At 62.1% G+C, this 18,256-nt stretch carries 13 protein-coding genes; 6 read left to right on the forward strand and 7 right to left on the reverse strand.

Annotation, left to right across the window (positions count from 1 at the left end; translation table 11 throughout):
- Positions 1 to 187: 187 nt before the first annotated feature.
- The 5 genes from HY57_RS03290 to dnaA form a co-directional block, all read right to left on the reverse strand.
- Entirely contained in the window at positions 188 to 1,477 is a 1,290-nt protein-coding gene (locus tag HY57_RS03290; protein WP_019464794.1) for a tetratricopeptide repeat protein, read from the reverse strand.
- A 311-nt stretch (positions 1,478 to 1,788) separates the two neighbouring features.
- Entirely contained in the window at positions 1,789 to 4,209 is a 2,421-nt protein-coding gene (gene gyrB / locus HY57_RS03295) for a DNA topoisomerase (ATP-hydrolyzing) subunit B (RefSeq protein ID WP_019464793.1), read from the reverse strand.
- Between the two features lie 76 nt (positions 4,210 to 4,285).
- A complete protein-coding gene (gene recF, locus HY57_RS03300; RefSeq protein WP_019464792.1) occupies positions 4,286 to 5,365 on the reverse strand; it encodes a DNA replication/repair protein RecF in 1,080 nt (359 codons plus the stop codon).
- 96 nt (positions 5,366 to 5,461) lie between these two features.
- Entirely contained in the window at positions 5,462 to 6,562 is a 1,101-nt protein-coding gene (gene dnaN, locus HY57_RS03305) for a DNA polymerase III subunit beta (protein WP_019464791.1), read from the reverse strand.
- A gap of 250 nt (positions 6,563 to 6,812) precedes the next feature.
- Complete coding sequence (gene dnaA / locus HY57_RS03310; RefSeq protein WP_019464790.1) at positions 6,813 to 8,162, reverse strand: chromosomal replication initiator protein DnaA; 1,350 nt, start codon at positions 8,160 to 8,162, stop codon at positions 6,813 to 6,815.
- 212 nt (positions 8,163 to 8,374) lie between these two features.
- On the opposite strand from dnaA, the gene rpmH reads away from it, so the two are divergent.
- The 4 genes from rpmH (at position 8,375) to mnmE (ending at position 12,248) form a co-directional block, all read left to right on the forward strand.
- The gene (rpmH, locus tag HY57_RS03315) at positions 8,375 to 8,512 is read left to right on the forward strand and encodes a 50S ribosomal protein L34 (protein WP_019464789.1); all 138 of its coding nucleotides are present in this window, start codon (positions 8,375 to 8,377) and stop codon (positions 8,510 to 8,512) included.
- A gap of 13 nt (positions 8,513 to 8,525) precedes the next feature.
- On the forward strand, positions 8,526 to 8,924 hold the full coding sequence (gene rnpA, locus HY57_RS03320) for a ribonuclease P protein component (protein WP_019464788.1): 399 nt from the start codon (positions 8,526 to 8,528) through the stop codon (positions 8,922 to 8,924).
- Positions 8,925 to 8,982: 58 nt separating this feature from the next.
- Positions 8,983 to 10,671 (forward strand): membrane protein insertase YidC, encoded by a 1,689-nt coding sequence (yidC, locus tag HY57_RS03325; protein ID WP_026033839.1) that lies wholly within the window; start codon positions 8,983 to 8,985, stop codon positions 10,669 to 10,671.
- Positions 10,672 to 10,907: 236 nt separating this feature from the next.
- Positions 10,908 to 12,248 carry a tRNA uridine-5-carboxymethylaminomethyl(34) synthesis GTPase MnmE gene (gene mnmE / locus HY57_RS03330; RefSeq protein WP_026033838.1) on the forward strand — a complete coding sequence of 447 codons (1,341 nt, stop codon included), beginning with the start codon at positions 10,908 to 10,910 and terminating at the stop codon, positions 12,246 to 12,248.
- A gap of 155 nt (positions 12,249 to 12,403) precedes the next feature.
- Here the strand turns inward: mnmE and HY57_RS22045 are convergent, their stop codons facing one another.
- Both HY57_RS22045 and HY57_RS21120 read right to left on the reverse strand, forming a co-directional pair.
- Positions 12,404 to 13,540: a fimbrial protein gene (locus tag HY57_RS22045; RefSeq protein WP_235186609.1), complete on the reverse strand. Its 1,137-nt coding sequence runs from the start codon at positions 13,538 to 13,540 to the stop codon at positions 12,404 to 12,406.
- Between the two features lie 867 nt (positions 13,541 to 14,407).
- Positions 14,408 to 16,216 carry a recombinase family protein gene (locus HY57_RS21120; RefSeq protein WP_158407920.1) on the reverse strand — a complete coding sequence of 603 codons (1,809 nt, stop codon included), beginning with the start codon at positions 16,214 to 16,216 and terminating at the stop codon, positions 14,408 to 14,410.
- Between the two features lie 315 nt (positions 16,217 to 16,531).
- Here HY57_RS21120 and HY57_RS03350 point away from each other — a divergent pair, with 315 nt between their 5' ends.
- Both HY57_RS03350 and HY57_RS03360 read left to right on the forward strand, forming a co-directional pair.
- Positions 16,532 to 16,846 (forward strand): hypothetical protein, encoded by a 315-nt coding sequence (locus tag HY57_RS03350; RefSeq protein ID WP_019464782.1) that lies wholly within the window; start codon positions 16,532 to 16,534, stop codon positions 16,844 to 16,846.
- A 229-nt stretch (positions 16,847 to 17,075) separates the two neighbouring features.
- Positions 17,076 to 18,065 (forward strand): SOS response-associated peptidase family protein, encoded by a 990-nt coding sequence (locus HY57_RS03360; RefSeq protein ID WP_019464780.1) that lies wholly within the window; start codon positions 17,076 to 17,078, stop codon positions 18,063 to 18,065.
- Positions 18,066 to 18,256 lie beyond the last annotated feature (191 nt).

An 18,256-nucleotide genomic window follows, 5' to 3' on the forward strand; every position in this document is an offset into this window, starting at 1 on the left:
TCTGGAGCTAATCAATCGGTGAGACGTGGTCACGAATTCCGGTGGCAGCGATCCTGTTGGGATGACGTTTGCCACTGGACGGGAGCACGGAAAGGTTTCAACGGTACAACAGCAAATGGCATTTGTATAGCACTTGTGAGGCAGACAAATGGACGTCTATCTGCCCCGCAATTGTTACACCTCTGCCTTACTTGCTTACTGTCGGCGACTTCAGCCAAGCCTTGGCTTTTGCTGAAGTTTCTGGATCCTGTGCCGCTTTCTCCATGGCTGCGATCGCACCTGCCTTGTCCTTGAGACCACGGCAGGCTTCGGCCAGCAACATGTAAGCCGTGCCCTTGTGCTGCACGCCCTTGTCGATGCCCTGTTGGATGAGGCTCTTGGCCTCGCTGTACTTGCTGTCCTGGATGAGCAGCTGGCCGGCGCGGATGTTCGCCTCGCCGTTCTTCGCCAGCGGAACCGCCTTCTGGTAGGCCGCCAGGGCGCCCGAGGTGTTGTCGGACATGTAGTTGGCGGCGCCCAGCAGCTCGTAGTTGTCCGCGGTCTGGGTCACGATGCCCTTGCTGAAGCCTTCCTGCAGCACGGCAGCGGCCTTGGTGGCGGGTTCCTTCTGGTCACCGCTGTTCTGGCCGCTCACCAGGTAGAGCTTGGCGAGGTTGACGTAGTCCTTCTCGGTCTTGAGCTGGCCATTGGCGCGGGCCTTCTCCATCAGCGAGATCGCTTCCGGGTACTTCTGCGCCTGCATCAGCACGGCGACGGCGTTGTTCAGGGCGTTCGGGTCATTCGGGTTGGACGCGAGCTGCTGCTGCGCCATCTGGGCAGCCTGGTCGGTCTGGCCGGATTCGGAGTAGCTGGCCATGAGGATCTGGTTCCAGCTGTCGCTCGGCTTGTCGGTCATCGACTGCGCCTTCTTCACGGCGGCAATCGCTTCGGGGTACTTCTGAAGGCGGTAGTAGGCGTTGCCTTCCAGCGCGTAGGAGTCGGCGGTTTCCTTCTTGCCTTCCGTGCGCCACTTTTCGACGGTGTCGATGGTCAGCTGGTACTGCTCGTCGGCCAGGTAGAACTGGGCCAGCATGTACTCGAGCTGGAAGAAGGTGTCGTTCGGCATGGTGCCGTTGTCGAGCGCCTTCTTGAGCAGGTCGATGGCGCCCTTCACGTCGCCGTCGTTGTAGTGCACGTTCGCCAGGCCCTGCAGGGCCAGCGCCTGTGCGTACTTGCTCTTGCTGCTATCGGCGATCGGCTGGAGGATCTGCGTCGCCTTTTCCTTGTCCTGGTTGTTGACCGCGTCAAGGCCTTCGTTGATCGCCTTCTGATCCTTCTCGCTGGTGAGGTCCAGCTTCGGTTCCTTGCGGGTCGCATTGGGGTAGAGCGCTTCCTTCTTGTCCTTGGAAGAGCTGTCGCCTGCAATGACCGGCGTGCTCACCACGGCAAGGGCAAGCGCCGAGCCGGCAAGCATCTTGATCAGGGGAACACGCTTCATGGCAGGCCTCAATGTAGGTTTCACGCGATTACTACGCGGGGGATCGCTGAGCGTAACCTGACTCGGCAACAGATAACAAGTCGCAGCGCGACATAAAAGATTGTTAAAAATCAATAAGTTGAACCATACGCCAATGACTGGGCCTGATTTTCAAGGCACGGCGCCCTGTCGGGCGTGACTTTTTGGCCTGGAAACACGCTATCGGCGTTATTTTCCTGACTTTAGCTAATGCACTAGCGCGTTAGTACGCGATGCCGAAAGAAAAGCCGTGGGCCCTGCGGATCCTGCCCGCAGGGCCCACGGCCGTTGCCTCAGATGTCGAGGTTGGCGACCTTCAGGGCGTTGGCTTCGATAAAGTCGCGGCGCGGCTCCACCGCCTCGCCCATCAGCATGGAGAACATCTGGTCGGCGGCGAACGCGTCTTCGATGCCCACCTGCAGCATGCGGCGGGTTTCCGGATTCACGGTGGTCTCCCACAGCTGTTCCGGGTTCATTTCACCCAGGCCCTTGAAGCGCTGGATCATGCGGCCCTTCTTGCCTTCTTCCAGCAGCCAGTGGCGTGCTTCGGCAAAGTTCTGCACGCCACGCGAGCCGTTGCCGCGGCGAACCACGGCGTCCGGCTGGACCAGGCCGGAAAGCTGCTGGCTCATCTGCAGGATCGGACGGAACTCGGCGCTGCTGAAGAACGGCTGCGGCAGCAGCCAGGTGTGGCTGAGGCCGTGCTGCTCCTTGACCACCTCGATGGCGGCCGGCTGCTCGCCTTCCGCAGGACGCAGCGCGAGGCGGTAACGGGGCTTGCCCAAGCCGCTGGCCGCGAGGCGCGATTCCACACCCTTCAACCAGACCTGCATCGCCGCACTGTCCGTCCACACCGCCGGTTCCAGCGGTGCGTGTTCGAGCAATGCGGTGAGCACGGTGGCGTCGAAGCGGTGGCCGAGGCGCTCGATCTGATCGAGTGCCACCTGGTAGTCGCGCAGCAGCTTCTCCAGCGGCTCGCCGCTGATCGCCGGCGCATCGGCCGTCGGCTCAAGCCCGGCGCCATCCACGGCGCTGTTGACGAGGTAACCGTTGAGGGCCGCGTCGTCCTTCAGGTACATCTCGTTCTTGCCCTGCTTGATCTTGTAGAGCGGCGGCAGGCCGATGTAGACGTGGCCGCGCTCGATCAGCTCGGGCATCTGGCGGTAGAAGAACGTCAGCAGCAGGGTGCGGATGTGCGAGCCGTCCACGTCCGCGTCGGTCATGATGACGATGCGGTGGTAGCGCAGCTTGTCCGGGTTGTACTCCTCCTTGCCGATGCCCGTGCCGAGCGCGGTGATCAGCGTGCCGACTTCGGCGGAGGACAGCATCTTGTCGAAGCGGGCCTTTTCCACGTTGAGGATCTTGCCCTTCAACGGCAGCACGGCCTGCGTCTTGCGGTTGCGGCCCTGCTTGGCGGAACCGCCTGCGGAATCACCCTCGACCAGGAACAGTTCGCACAGGGCGGGATCCTTCTCCTGGCAGTCGGCGAGCTTGCCCGGCAGGCCGGCGATATCCAGCGCGCCCTTGCGGCGGGTCATCTCGCGTGCCTTGCGGGCGGCCTCGCGGGCGCGGGCGGCGTCCACCACCTTGGAGGCGATGGCCTTGGCTTCGTTCGGGTGTTCCAGCAGGAACTCGCCCAGCTTCTCGTTGACGGCCTGCTCCACCGCGGTCTTCACCTCGGAGGAAACCAACTTGTCCTTGGTCTGCGAGGAGAACTTAGGGTCCGGCACCTTCACCGAGAGCACGGCGATCAGGCCTTCGCGCATGTCGTCGCCCGACAGCGCGACCTTGGCGTTCTTGGCCAGGCCTTCCTTCTCGATATAGCCCTGCAGCGAGCGCGTCAGCGCGGCGCGGAAGCCCGTGAGGTGGGTGCCGCCGTCGCGCTGGGGAATGTTGTTGGTGAAGCAGTACATCGTCTCCTGGTAGGCATCGGTCCACTGCATCGCCAGTTCGACCGAGATGCCTTCCTGCATGGCGCTCAGGCTGATCACGTTGGGGTGCAGCGCGGTCTTGAGCTGAGCCAGGTGCTGTACGAAGGACTTGATGCCGCCCTCGTAGGCAAACGTGTCATGGCGCCCTTCGCCCCGCTCGTCCTTCAGGTCGATGGTGACGCCCGAATTGAGGAACGCCAGCTCGCGAAGGCGCTTGGCCAGGATGTCGTAGTGGAATTCGATGTTGGAGAAGGTGTCCGTGCTCGGCAGGAAGCGGACGGTGGTGCCGGTCCTGTTGGCGGCCGGGCCGACTTCCTTCACGGCGTACTGCGGCTCGCCCAGGGCGTATTCCTGCTGGTACTCCTTGCCGTCGCGGTAGATGGTCAGCCACAGGTGCGAGCTGAGCGCGTTCACCACGGACACGCCCACACCGTGCAGGCCGCCGGAGACCTTGTACGAGTTCGCGTCGAACTTGCCACCCGCATGCAGCACGGTCATGACGACTTCGGCGGTGGAACGGCCCTCTTCCGGATGCGTGTCGACCGGGATGCCGCGGCCGTTGTCGGTCACGCTGACGGAGCCGTCCTCCAGGATGGTCACGGTCACGTGGTCGCAATAGCCGGCAAGGGCTTCGTCGATCGAGTTGTCGACGACTTCGAACACCATGTGGTGCAGGCCGGTACCGTCATCGGTGTCGCCGATGTACATGCCGGGGCGCTTGCGCACCGCTTCCAGTCCCTTGAGAACCTTGATGTTGCTCGAGTCGTAGGTTTTATCGTTCATTCGGTGACCGATTCCTGGCGCCTTTTCCCACCCGGTTCGGCGCCTTTCAGGGCCGGATGGGGACACAATCGATGGATTATAGCAGGGGGTTGAGAAGGCCTTGTTCCACGTGGAACACCCGGGCCGGACCCACCTGCAGGGCCTCTGGTACCTCGGTGCCGGTAACCAGCACCTGCGCCCCGACGGACCTTAGCTGGTCCACCACGGCGGCCTGATGGGACTTGTCGAGCTCGGAAGCAAGATCATCCAGGCAGACGATGGGCCACTCCCCTCGCCGCTCGGCGTAAAGCGACGCCTGAGCCAGGGTGCAACCCAGGGCGGTGAGCTTCTCCTGCCCGCGGGACAGGTGTTCCCTCAGCGGTGCGTGCTCGAACACGATGGACCAGTCGGCACGATGTGACCCGATGGTGGTGTGCCCCCGGGCGAGATCCCTGCCCCGTTGGCTGGCGAGCAGCTCGCCCAGCGAGACATCGTCTGCCCAGCCCCGCCGGTACCGCATCTCGACCGGGCCAAGTTCCGGTAAAAGCCCCGCCAAAGCCCTACCTATATGGGGGCGAAGCGCCGCCAAATACAGCTCCCTGAGGCGATCGATGGTCGACGCAGTAGCGTCCAGCTCGGCTTCCCAGGGCAGAAACAGGGCCTCCGGCGGAGGTGTGGCCGCGCGAAGCAGGGTGTTCCGCTGTTTCAGGGCTCGCTGATACCGGCGCCATGCCGAAATGAATTCGTGTTCCACGTGGAACACACCCCAATCGAGATAGCGGCGGCGCTCTTCCGCCCCGCCCGCGATCAGCGCGTGCGAGCCCGGCTCGAAGCAAACCACGGCGCACTCCCCCACCAGTTCGCTCAGGCTGGCGGTTTCGCCATCCATCTTGGCTTCCCAGCGGGCTCCCTGCCGGCCAAGACCAAGTCGCCTCACCCGCCCGTCCTCGTGCCGTAGCTCCGCGAACACCGACAAAGCATCGGCACCGCGTTGAAGCAAGGCGTCCTTGGCTCCCGCCCGGAACGACCGGGCATGGGAGAGAAGAAAGGCCGCCTCGAGAACGCTGGTTTTTCCCGCGCCATTGGCACCGGAAAACACCGTAACGCCCGGTTCCAGGGAAATGGAGGCATCCGCCAGGCAGCGCAGCCCGCGAATTCGAAGGGTTTCCAACCTCATGTCAGCAAACTCCGGAAGCAAGAACGCCGGAGCGTCTTTCGACGGCTCCGGCGTTCAGTGCTGGCTTGCCCTTACAAGGCAAACAATTCATCGGTGTCAGAGGCGCAGCGGCATGATCACGTGGCGGGCCTGATCGTTGTCGTCTTCCTGCACTAGGCAGCTGGACTGGGCATCACGCAGATTCAACCGGGCCTTGTCACCGCGCAGGGCGCCGAGTGCATCCAGCAGGTAACCGACGTTGAAGCCCACGGCCAGATCGGACACCGGCGTCTCGGCCTCGACCTCTTCCACGGCCTCTTCCTGCTCGGGATTGTGCGCGACGATGCGCAGCTTGCCCGGCGACAGTTCCAGCTTCACACCGCGATACTTTTCGTTGGAAAGAATGGCCGCGCGCTGGAGCGCACCACGAAGCACTTCGCGATCCAGCGTGGCGTGCTTGTCGGCGCCCAGCGGAATGACCGCTTCGTAATCCGGGAAACGACCGTCGATCAGCTTCGAGGTAAAGACCACGTCACCGCGACGGACACGAAGGTGATTACGGCCAAACTCCAGCTCGATCTGGCCATCGCCCGTCTCGAACAAACCGATCAGCTCGTTCACGCCCTTGCGCGGAATGATGATCTGACGGCGCGAGGACACTTTGCTGTCCAGCTTCGTTTCTTTCAGCGCCAGACGATGACCGTCGGTAGCCACGCAACGAAGCGTGTGCTCCTGCAGGTCCAGCAGCATGCCGTTCAAGTAGTAGCGCACGTCCTGGTTGGCCATGGCGAACGCGGTGCGCTCCATCAGATCGCGCAGCACTTCTTCCGGCAGCGTGACCCGCTCAACCAGCTCTATTTCATCGATGGTCGGGAATTCGGTGGCTGGCAGCGTGGCCAGCGTGAAGCGACTGCGTCCCGCATTCATTGCCACGCGGTCGCCGTTGAGCTTCAGCTCGATCTGCGCGCCGTCCGGCAGCGCACGCACGATGTCGAACAACTTGCGTGCGGGAATGGTGATCTCGCCGTCGACCAGCTTGTCCGCTGGTGTCGTCGCGATCATTTCCACTTCCAGATCCGTACCGGTCATCGACACTTTGCCGTCGGCGACCTTCACCAGCAGGTTGGCCAGCACCGGCAGTGTCTGACGGCGTTCGACCACGCCCACGACCTGCTGCAACGGTTTGAGCAGAGCTTCTCGTTGAATGCTGAATTGCATGTATGCGCTTCCCCAATCCTGCTTTTCTGTTTTTAAAAGAAGTTCTGTGGTGGTGGTAGGTGCCGTGGATAACTCAAAAATCTGAAATTACCCTTGAAAATCAATACGTTGAAAGATTTTCAGCTTGTGTCCCAAATAGCCGGATGACTGTGTGTCGATTGTGGATAACTCTATCGTCCAAATCGTCCACCTATTATCCACAGGTTGCCACAGTACTTTTCAAGCAATCAGTGCACAGCCCCACCGGTTTTCAGCCGGTAAGGATGCGGATGAGCTGTTCCCAATCCTGACGCATGCGTGTGTCGGTCTCGCAAAACTTCTTGATGGTGCGGCAGGCATGCAGCACCGTCGTGTGGTCGCGCCCGCCGAAGGCCTCGCCGATCTCCGGCAGGCTGTGTTCCGTCAGTTCCTTGGACAGCGCCATGGCGATCTGGCGCGGGCGCGCCAACGAACGCACGCGGCGCTTGGACAACAGATCCTGCAGGCGCACCTGGTAGTAGTCGGCCACCGTCTTCTGGATGTTGGGCACCGTTACCGCCTGCGCATGCGTGGCGAGCAGGTCGCGCAGGGTTTCCTCGGCGAAGTCGATGGTGATGGGCTTGCCGTAGAAGTTGGCGCGCGCGGCCAGCGTGTTGAGCGCGCCTTCGAGGTCGCGCACGTTGGAGCGGATGCGCTTGGCCAGCAGCATGGCCACGTTCTCCCCCACCGCCACGCCCTTGTCGTGGGCCTTGGAGAGCAGGATCGCCGCACGGGTTTCGAAGTCCGGCGGCTCGATCGCCACCGACAGGCCCCAGCCCAGGCGCGACTTCAGGCGCGGCTCCAGCTTGTCCACTTCCTTGGGATAGCGGTCGCAGGTCAGGATGATCTGCTGCTTGGACTCGAACAGCGCGTTGAAGGTGTGGAAAAACTCTTCCTGCGTGGTGTCCTTGCCGGCGAAGAACTGGATGTCGTCGATCAGCAGCGCATCCACCGAGCGGAAGCGGCGCTTGAACTCGTCCATGCTCTTGGTGCGCAGCGCCTCGATCATCGAGCCGACGAACTGCTCCGAACGCAAGTACAGCACCTTGAAGTCCGGATTGCGCTCGCGCATCAGGTTGCCGGTGGCGTGCATCAAGTGGGTCTTGCCCAGGCCCGTGCCGCCGTACAGCAGCAGCGGGTTGTAGGCACGGCCCGGATTCATCGCCACCTGCATGGCGGCGGCCTTGCCCAGCTGGTTCGACTTGCCCTCGACGAAGGTTTCGAAGGTGTAGTGCGGATCCAGGTTGTGGCTAAAGGTCGCGGCCGGCGCCTCGGCCACCACCGGCTCCACCTTGGCGGGCGCCGGTGCTGCGGCGGGCTTGCCGGTCGGGCTCACACGCGGCGAGCTTGAGCCCACCTCCAGGCGCACGGTCAGGTCATGGCCGGTGAGCTGGCTGATCACCGTTTCGATGCGGGCCAGATAGCGCTCGCGCACCGTGTCCAGTGTGTACGGATTGGGCGCGAACAGCTTCAGGCCATGCGTGTCGTCGCGTGCCTGCAGCGGCATCAGCCACGTATGCAGGTCTTCGGCGTTCAATTCGCCCTCGAGACGCTCGAGACAGCGCCGCCACAGGTCACTCATGGGAAGTCTTCAACCACTGCAAGGAGCGCTTTCGCGCGGGGTGGACCGGAAAGTCTAGCAGCAGGAACCGATCTTTTTGGTACGGATATCCACATGGATATCCACAGGCAATCAACAGCCCTTTGTCAACCCCGAAAACGCCCTATTTGACATGGCCCCAAACCACCCCGCATAATTTCCAACCTTTTTATCAACTTACTTTGGAGGAAGCCATGTCCAAGCGGACCTTCCAGCCCAGCAAGCTCAAGCGCGCCCGCACCCACGGCTTCCGTGCCCGTATGGCCACGGCCGATGGTCGCAAGATCCTCAACGCCCGTCGCGCCAAGGGCCGCAAGCGCCTGATCCCGTAAGCGGCGGGCATCCATGCCTGCCGCCGGCCTGCCGCGCGAGGCGCGGCTCCGCCGCGCCGGTGATTTCGCTGCTCTGCGTCAAGCCAGCGGCCGCTTCGGCGGCCGCTGTTTTTCTGTGCGCTATCGGGTCAACGACCTGGGCCACCCGCGCCTGGGCCTGGCCATTTCCAAGCGCGTCTCCAAGCGCGCGGTCGATCGCAACCGTATCAAGCGCCTTATCCGCGAGTCGTTTCGCCGCGCCCGCCTTGAGCTTCCGCCCGTCGACCTCATGGTGATGGCGCGCGAGCAGGCCTGCGGCCTGTCCGGCCCGGAGTTGCTCGCCGAACTGCAGCAGCTGTGGAAGAAATTGCGTTCCGCCAACATCGAGGCCACGTTGAAGCCGGGCGACCCGACCGGCACAATCGTGCGTTGACCTTTTTCCACCCTCTTCCGCGGCTAGGCGTCGCGGTATGCACCGGATCTGCCTCGCGATGAATCAAACGCGCACGTTCCTCATCTTTGCCCTGCTGGCCGTGGCCTATCTGTTGTTCCAGGCCTGGGAGAAGGACTACGGCCCGAAGCCGCCGGCCGTCGCCGCGACCGCCGCGGGCACGAGCGCCGACAGCAGCGTGCCGGGTGCCACCTCGTCGAGCGCGCCGGCCGCCGTGCCGGGCACCGTCAGTGAGGCGTCCGCCCAGCTGATCACCGTGAGCACCGACGTGCTGCGCCTGACCATCGATACGCGTGGCGGCAGCGTGGTGCGTTCGGAGCTGCTCCACTACCCCGTGGCGCCGGTGACCAAGAAGGATCCGGACCCCGCGCCGGTGCGCCTGCTCGATGACGACCGCGCCCAGTACTTCGTGGCGCAGAGCGGCCTGGTCAGCAACCAGGGCAGCGCACCCGACCATCGCGCCGTGTTCTCCGCGGCGCAGACCAGCTACGCGCTGGCCCAGGGACAGGATGAACTGAAGGTCGACCTCAACTGGCAGGACGCCGCGGGCCTCAAGGTCACCAAGACCTTCGTGCTCAAGCGCGGCAGCTACGCCATCACCGTCGACCAGAAGATCGACAACGGCGGCAGCACTGCCTGGGCCGGCAACGCCTACGAGCAGCTGCAGCGCGTGGCCCCGGTGCAGCAGAAGAGCTGGTGGCAGAACTTCAGCGACCCGTCGTCGCACAGCTTCTACGGCGCTGCCTGGTACAGCCCGGATGACAAGATGTCCACGCTGCCCTTCAGCGACTTCATCAAGAAGCCGCTCAACCACGCCATCACTGGCGGCTGGGCGGCGATGCTGCAGCACTACTTCTTCGTGTCGTGGATCCCGTCGGCACAGGACGCCAACACCTACACCACCAGTGTGATCAATCCGGACACCGCGCAGCCGGTGTACCTGATCCGTGCCGTGGGCCCGTCGATCAATGTGGCACCGGGCCAGAGCCAGAGCACCGCGTCGCGCCTGTATGTTGGTCCGAAGCTGCAGGGCACGCTGGACCAGGTGGCGCCGGGCCTCGACCTGACCACCAACTACGGCATGCTCACCGTGGTGGCGCAGCCGTTGCACTGGCTGCTCTCGCAGCTGCACGCCATCGCCGGCAACTGGGGCGTGGCCATCATCCTGCTGGTGCTGCTGCTGAAGGCGGCCCTGTGGAAGCTCACCGCCACGCAGTTCCGCTCCGGCGCCAAGATGCGCAAGCTGCAGCCGCGCGTGAACGCTCTCAAGGAGCGTTACGGCGACGACAAGATGAAGATGCAGCAGGCCATGATGGAGCTGTACAAGAAGGAGAAGGTCAACCCGATGTCGGGCTGCCTGCCGGTGCTGATCACCATGCCCGTCTTCTTCGGCCTGTACCGCGTGCTGATGGAAAGCGTGGAGCTGCGCCATGCGCCGTTCTTCGGCTGGGTGCACGACCTGTCCGCGCCCGATCCGTTCTTCGTGCTGCCGGTGATCTACATCCTGGTGATGCTGGCCACCCAGTGGCTCTCGCCGTCCGCCGCGGGCATGGACCCGGCGCAGCAGAAGATGATGAAGGTGATGCCGGTGGTGTTCGGCTTCATGTTCCTGTTCTTCCCGGCCGGCCTGGTGCTGTACTGGGTGATCAACGGCATCACCAGCCTGACCCAGCAGTGGCTGATCACGCGCAGCGTGGAGCGCGCGGACGAGAAGGCCAAGGCGGCCTGATCGTTTGAAGGCTCCGGAGAAAAAGGCCGCTGACGCGGCCTTTTTCTTGCCCGTCATCCCGGCGCAGGCCGGGATCCAGTAGCGGCAATGATCGGTCTTCGCGCCAGTGTTAATACGCCATGCGCTTCCGCGAAAACCGAAAGCCTGCGCTACTGGATCCCGGCCTGCGCCGGGATGACGGTGAGGAAAACGATGCCGTTTTCGCAATCCCGCACGCAAACCGCATAATTCGCCCCATGACCCCTACCGACACCATCGCCGCCATTGCCAGCGCACCCGGCGCCGCCGGTGTCGGCGTGCTGCGCGTGTCGGGCCCGGCCGTGCCGGGCATCGCCGCCGAACTGCTGGGCCGTGACCCCGATCCGCGTCGCGCTCATTTCACCGCCTTCCGCGAGCGGCAGGGCGAACTGATCGATCGCGGCCTGCTGCTCTACTTCCCTGCCCCCGCCTCCTACACCGGCGAACACGTGCTGGAACTGCAAGGCCACGGCAGCCCGGTATTGCTCGATGCACTGTTGCGCCGCGTGTGTGCCATGGGCGCCCGGCTTGCGCGACCCGGTGAATTCACCGAACGCGCCTTCCTCAACGGCAAGCTCGACCTCGCCCAGGCGGAAGCGGTTGCCGACCTTATCGCCGCGCGTTCACAGGCCGGCGCGCGCGCCGCGCTGCAGTCGATGGAAGGGGCGTTCTCGCGCAAGGTGCACGATCTGCTGCAGGCGTTGATCGCACTGCGCGTGCATATTGAGGCCGCCATCGACTTCCCTGAGGAGGAAATCGACTTCCTGGCCGACCCGGCGATCATGCAGCAGCTCGAAGCGCTGCGGGCGCAGCTGGCCGACCTGCTGCGCGAAGCGCAACGCGGCGTGCGCCTCAACGACGGTTTGCGCGTCGCCATCATTGGACGTCCAAACGCCGGCAAGTCCAGTTTGCTCAACGCGCTCGCGGGCAGCGACCGCGCCATTGTCACCGACATTGCCGGCACCACGCGCGATGTGCTGCGCGAATCGCTGAACCTCGATGGCATCGCGCTGGAACTGGCTGACACGGCTGGCCTGCGCGAGACGGACGACCCCGTCGAGCGTGAAGGCGTGCGCCGGGCGCACGGCGAACTCGCCCGGGCGGACGTCGCCCTGCTCGTCACCGATGCACAGCACGCCGAACACGATCTCGCCTTGCTTGGCGACCTGCCGCCAAGCGTCGAGCGCATCGTACTGGTGAACAAGATTGACCTGGACAGTCACGCTGCGCGCTATGAGGTTCGCAGCGACGCGATTTGGGTATGGGCATCGGCCAAGACCGGCGCCGGCCTGGACGCATTGCGCGACCATCTCAAGCAACTCGCCGGTGCCGGCAGCGGCGAAGGTGCGTTCAGTGCGCGCCGACGCCATGTACTGGCGTTGGAACAGGTGGCAGCCCATCTGGGGCTCGCGGACGAGGTGCTTCGTGCCACGCGCGCGGGTGAACTCGCCGCGGAAGAATTGCGCCAGGCCCAGCATGCACTGGGTGAAATCACTGGCACCTACACCAGCGACGACCTGCTGGGCGCCATCTTCAGTTCGTTCTGCATCGGAAAATAGTTATTCGTCCACGAGCGTCCATTGGGGTCTCTGGAAAAAAGAAAAATGGCGTCATGTAGCCATTCGACTGTCCACGGACGTACTCGAACGGGGGCTATGGTTAAACCCAAGGCCGCTCGTGCGGCCCTGGGTTGGGGTGACGCGATAAACCTGGGCTACTGATAGAGCATGGTAAAGGTCATCGCCGAGTTGGCGGTGCCGGGGCCCACCGTCGCGGCGGTTTGGTAGTAGCGGGCCTTGAACGGGATGGTGTAGCTGCCGCCCGTGGTCTTGCTATAGCCACTGAACGTTTTGTACGTGGCCAACGGCATCACCGCGCCATTGCCATCCAGCAACTGCACACCTACGCCCGTGGCACTCGAACTGCCATCCAGCGCCACCACCGACTGCGCGCTGTTGAGCACCGTGGTGACGGGATCGATGCGGTACTGGATGGTATTCATGGATGCGGGACAGCTGTTGAGGCTGACGTTGAAGCTGGTGGCGGCGGTGAAGGTGTTCAGGCCAGTCAACTCGGTGCGGCTATGCGCCCCCAACGGCACGGTGACGTCCGGTGTGGTGCAAGCCAACACGGTGATCTGTGTCGAGGTGAACGCAAACGTGACGAAAGGCCAATCCGTATTGATCGCGTAATTGTTGAAGCCAGCCGCTTGCACCAAGGTTCCTGCGTTCGTTACCCCGGGGGACACCGGCCCCGTGGTCACCAGCATGGCGCGTATGCCTCCGCCCATGTTCATGGGGGACGCTTCGGTGTTGGCCCAGCCACACGGCGCGTACGTGGACCAGCCAGATATTGCCTGTTGAACCCCGCCCCCAAAGCTGTTTCCACCACCGGGCTTTAAGTCACCCCAGCTCTGCCAACCGGTGCCGCCACAATAGGCATTGGAGTAGACCTCATAGGACACCGCCATGCCGACGCCTGGAACACCAGTCTCCCATAGACTGTAGATAACACCCGAGTTGGTATACGTCTTTCCGCTGCCGGAGAGTCCCACGGCCTGGTACGCGAGGCCTTTCGGCGAATTGCTCACCGCGGAGGCTGGCCCCGTTTGGCAGTTGGTGTACCAGTTGGTGGACGTGGGGCTACTGATCCAGCCGGTCAGTGCGGTGCCTATGGGTGTGTCACGCGGCACGGCCACGCTTGCCGGCATGGATACCGGCATCACTTGCCCACCGCCCCCGGAACACCACGCCGCCTTGGCGCCATGACTGCTTAGCAATAGCAGAACAAACACCACCATCTGAAAGAACGCGCTGCGGCATCGCGATGGTTTCGCGTTGAGGAAACCCATCTCAGTAACCTCCGCGCGATACCGCGATTCTATGTTGTTTGAACCACTTCTTTTCCATCCTAACCTCTCATGCCTCGTTGTGCTTTGCGGCGTTGTGCGTTCGTTGACGCATCGTGGTTCATACCCGACAGTTGGCAACACCGCGCGCACACGGTGGCCCTTTTTTGTGGTGGCACGCATCCACGACCCACGGCTCGTCAAGGTGGCGTGTTCACCAACCAATGACTCGTGCAGGGCGTGACGCGTTGCCGATACGTCTAGACCTGTAGACCTAGATACGCGTCGGCGCTGCCAGTCTGGCTCTTCCAGACCGCTGTGGACGCGTGGGGTCCATATCATTGGGATGACAGGGCCTGCGGCATGACCTTACATTCGTGCCTTCGGCGCGGCGGGGCGCCAACGCGCGTCGTCAAGTTCGGCGACCGGCTTCACGAGCCGCGACGATGCGCGAACTTCATCGTTATTCGACAGGGGCCGTCGCCGGACGCCACTCCCGTTCACGTCAGTGCGCATCGTGCTCGGAAGGAAATGACCCACGGACGGCACAAGCCATCCTTGTCAGGCTTTGCGTGTTTGAAGGAATAACCCTATAGGGCCTGGGTGCTATCGCTACACCGATGCGCGGTGGGCGCTGTAACTTTAATGAGCGTTCCATAAAGGCTGCCGGGGTTCGGCAACCGGGGTCAGGTCGGACCGAAAACCGAGGTAGCGATGCACATCATCCATGCGACCAACGTGATGTAGGGCGGGGTGCGGGTGACGTTGGGTTGGGGTGCATCGCCACCCCGGATTCTCGCTGCGCTTCATCCGGGCTATTCGCTGCGGCGCCGACAGGGCCAAGGCTCCCTCACCGTCAGCCCCACCACGCTATATTCTTGGAATGTTCGCTTTCGACCCATGGCGGACATCATCGGTGCGGGGCACTGGCGGCGTTGCGCTAAGCTGGGGATGTGAAGCTCGCCGCACCTTCCCTCCGGCTTGGCTCCTGATGCGGTTGATGCGACGAGCTTCCTTGGTTCTGGCTGCCTCGGATGGTTCCAAGGCCGGATCAGGTTGCTTGGCTCGCCGACGACTAAAGCGCTTATCAACGTCCTGCTGCGTGCGCCCGAAGTGCGCCATGCAATCCTCTACATCCGCAAGATAGCGGTTTGCCAGCGGAGGAATTTCGGAGAACGCACCGATGCGATACATTTCGGTGCCGAGGTTATTGACACGACCGAGAACGACGTGATCCGGTGTTCGTCGAATGCTCAGCGTAGGAACGAGATACATATCCTCCACATGGCTGCCAGTTTGATCCAATCTAAGCAGCAACAATAAATCTGTACGATGCGCGTCAACGAGCTCAAACATCCAACGCACAAAGCCAGTTTTGAGGCGCTTTGCTCGAACTAGCTTTATGTGGATACCCCAAGACGCATCCACGTCTAAAATGCACTCTTTGTAGTTCATCTGAACGCTATGGCCTTGCGCCATCAGAGTCGCCGCTACATCGTTCATCATTTTCTTGCGGTCGGAGTTATTGGCAGCCCTGCGCGCAACCCATGAACAGTCTTTTGTTGGTTGAATACCAGCGGCGAGATACGCGTTCACTAAGCTTCCAAAGTGCTTGGCGTAGGTTGTTGACGACGGACCACCACAGCGACTGTTCAATATTTGCGTTGTCACTTTTCCGTTCTCGGCGTAAACCTCCTTGAGCGAGTCGAGCAGTGATGCCTTATCCCAGGCCTTCCATGTTTGGGAAAGCCTCTTAGCGGCGGCCTGATAGAGCGATAGAGGAACAATCGGATCGAAGACGCCTTCATGCCTAATGATCCTGGTGGGCATCTTTGCCCTTTTAATTTGGCCGGTCTGATGAAAGCTTCTGAATACCAAGTTGCCAATGTAGCGCTCATCGATGAGGATCATTCTCACCATTGAAAACGTCCAACACCGGCCGTTTACGCGTGCGGCAGGATCGTCGTTCAAGCCCTTCACTATGGCAGGTATGCTCAGTCGAAGTTCTGCATACTGTCGAAATATTCTTTGAACAACTACCTGTTCATGCCGTGGGCCCGGGCGAATCATGAGTTGATCCCCCGGGTGATGGCGGCAGCACCCATCTTCGACGGTTCCCTCGACTACTCCGTCCTTATTGACAACAGCACGACACAACCCTATCCGGGGACGCGAACCGGTGTGCAACCCTGCTTTGGCCATGCGCCATCGAGCATCAGTGACTTTCTGCGATAAGTCGCGACTGTATTCGGCGGCCATGGTTCGCTTAAGGCTTTTCAGTACAAAGGATATCGGACCCTCGTACGCATCGAAGCCTTCCGCGCAGTAGATGACCTCAATACCCGCCTGTCTGCAAAGGTGCTCGTAATACGCCGACTCGTCGGCATCTTGATAGCGGCCCCACCTACTGACGTCGTAGGTAAGAATGGAGTTGAATCCACATTGCCCTGACTTTACCTGTTCAATTAGGCGTCTCATGGCGGGGCGTCCTTCGAACGTAAGTCCGCTTTTTGCTTCATCGCAAAACTGTTCGACAACTTCAATGTCATGCTCAACCGCATACGCGTAGAGCGCGCAGCTTTGATTTTCAATCGAATACTTTTGTCGGTCAGTCGACATGCGTAGATACAGCGCGGCCCTTCGTTGGGTCGCTTGAACGATGTGTAATTTCGGAGACATAGGTTGCTCCTCGCTAGGCGCGATGGTAGCTACATCACCTGAGATTCCCCCCAAGCGTTGAGTCGAGCATTCAGCGCTTTGTCGGAACAAGATATACGTCACGTAGAAGCGATGCTCAATGTCTTTGGCTAAAACAGGAGCGGGTCCGTTTTTCCCCTGCCTGGTTGGGAAGGAATGAACCTGACTCCGTTTCTTCGTTCTTCTGGCCAGGCTTGAAGTAGCATTGGGTTGAATAAAGGGTGCCCGCTCTCGACTCGAAGCGGACATACGGAGTTGCGCTCAGGCGGTGAGACATCGCCGGCGTAGGCTGGCACGATGAGCACCGGCATCGTCATCGAATCGGAACGGCCTGGCACGATTGCCGCGCACGACCTCTATCTTTTCCGAGTGATTGAACCTCACGTCACCGGCAACTTTGCCACGCTGGTGCACATGCGTATCGATGACCAATGGCACCTGATTTGGTATCCGAACGTTAGTTCTGACCGCCTGCGGTCCTTCGAGGTCGGGTCCAAGGAAAAGGGCTTCCGCCGGGTTGAACGATGGGCGGCTTTGCACGGCGCATCCCTCCCGGCCCAGGTTTGCGGTGGGCATGGTCGTTTCTCGACCTATGAGACTCGGCGCCTTTAGCTTGGCGCCATGACCACGCGCGCCGCCCTCCAAAAAGCTCTGAACCGCATTGAGGCCTATCTCCCTCACCTCCTGGAGCAGTTCCCGGAGCCGGGTGAGTTCTGGCCAGCCTTTGCCGGAGAGTCCGAAGCTGTGATCGAGGGGGCTGGCCAGGATCACGAGTGGGTCGCCGACAGGCTCGAGAGTATGCTGACCTTTCACGGGGCGCCGGCCCCATAGGGGACGCGCCGTGTGCTACTCCGCCGAGGTGTGGGAAGACTTCCGGCTCTATGAGCGCCTGGGCGGTACGCTCGACATTCACGCTTTCGCGAAGATGATGGAGGCGCGCCGCTTTACGGGTGACTTGTTCAAGGTCGTGCCTAAGGCCATGCGCGAGCCCTTCCTGCACCCACGCAATGAGGGCGAGAAGGGCGTCAAAGAGAAGATGCTCGAAGCCCACCGGGCAGCCACTCTGGCGATCGAGGAAGAAATCGCGGTGCAGACCGAGCGCCTGGTGAAAGCGGAGGCCGTGCTTGCCTCGCCAAAGCCCACCAAGAAGGCCAAAACCGATAAGCGCGTGGCCACCAACAAGATTGCGGCGGCGCGCGAGAAGCTGGACGAAATCCAGTCCCATGCCAAGAGCGACGGCTACGGTCGCATGTGGCCCGGCCAGTTTGCCCCCGTCCTGATTCGTGACCCCGAAACGGGTGCCCGGATGATTGTGCCGGCGCGATACCGCTGCCGCCTCCCCGGTTGGACGAAGGCCGACGAGTTGGAAAAGCCGGGCACGTACAACGCGCGTAAGGACAAGCTGTCCACGACCTGGAAAAAGCTGTTCGGTTACAACCATGGTGTCATCGTGGCGCGCCGGTTCTATGAGAGCGTGTCGCTGCACCGGCTGCAGCACCGGGCATTAGTGCCGGGGGAGAAAGATATTCCCATCGAGATCCGATTCGAGCCGGAGCCGAAGCAAGAAATGTTTCTCGCGTGCCTCTGGCGGTATGTGCCGGCCACCGACACCGAGGAAGGGTTCTATTCCTTCGCTGCCATCACGCGCGACCCACCGGTGGAAGTGCTGGAGGCCGGGCACGACCGCTGCATCATTGCCCTGAAGCCCGAACATATCGACGCCTGGTTGAAGCCGGACCCGGGCCAACTGTCGGCGATGTACGCGATTCTGGACGACCCGATCGACGCCTACTACCAGCACGAACTGCCGGAGAAGAGCGACGAGACTTAGGCTCAGCCCCTTTCGGGGTTGCCCTGGGACTTGCTACTTGGCACGTTGCCCTCCCGGATTCCCGCTGCGCTTCATCCGGGCTACTCGCTACCCAACCGCGGTCACCGCCCGGCGCATTTTCGCGGGACAGGCCGCTTGCTATCGTCGGAACCGTAAGGTCCGCTTTCGACCCGAAGCGGACATTACGGGGT

This window comes from Dyella japonica A8, from assembly GCF_000725385.1.
In the GTDB taxonomy this organism is placed as follows: Bacteria; Pseudomonadota; Gammaproteobacteria; order Xanthomonadales; family Rhodanobacteraceae; genus Dyella; species Dyella japonica_C.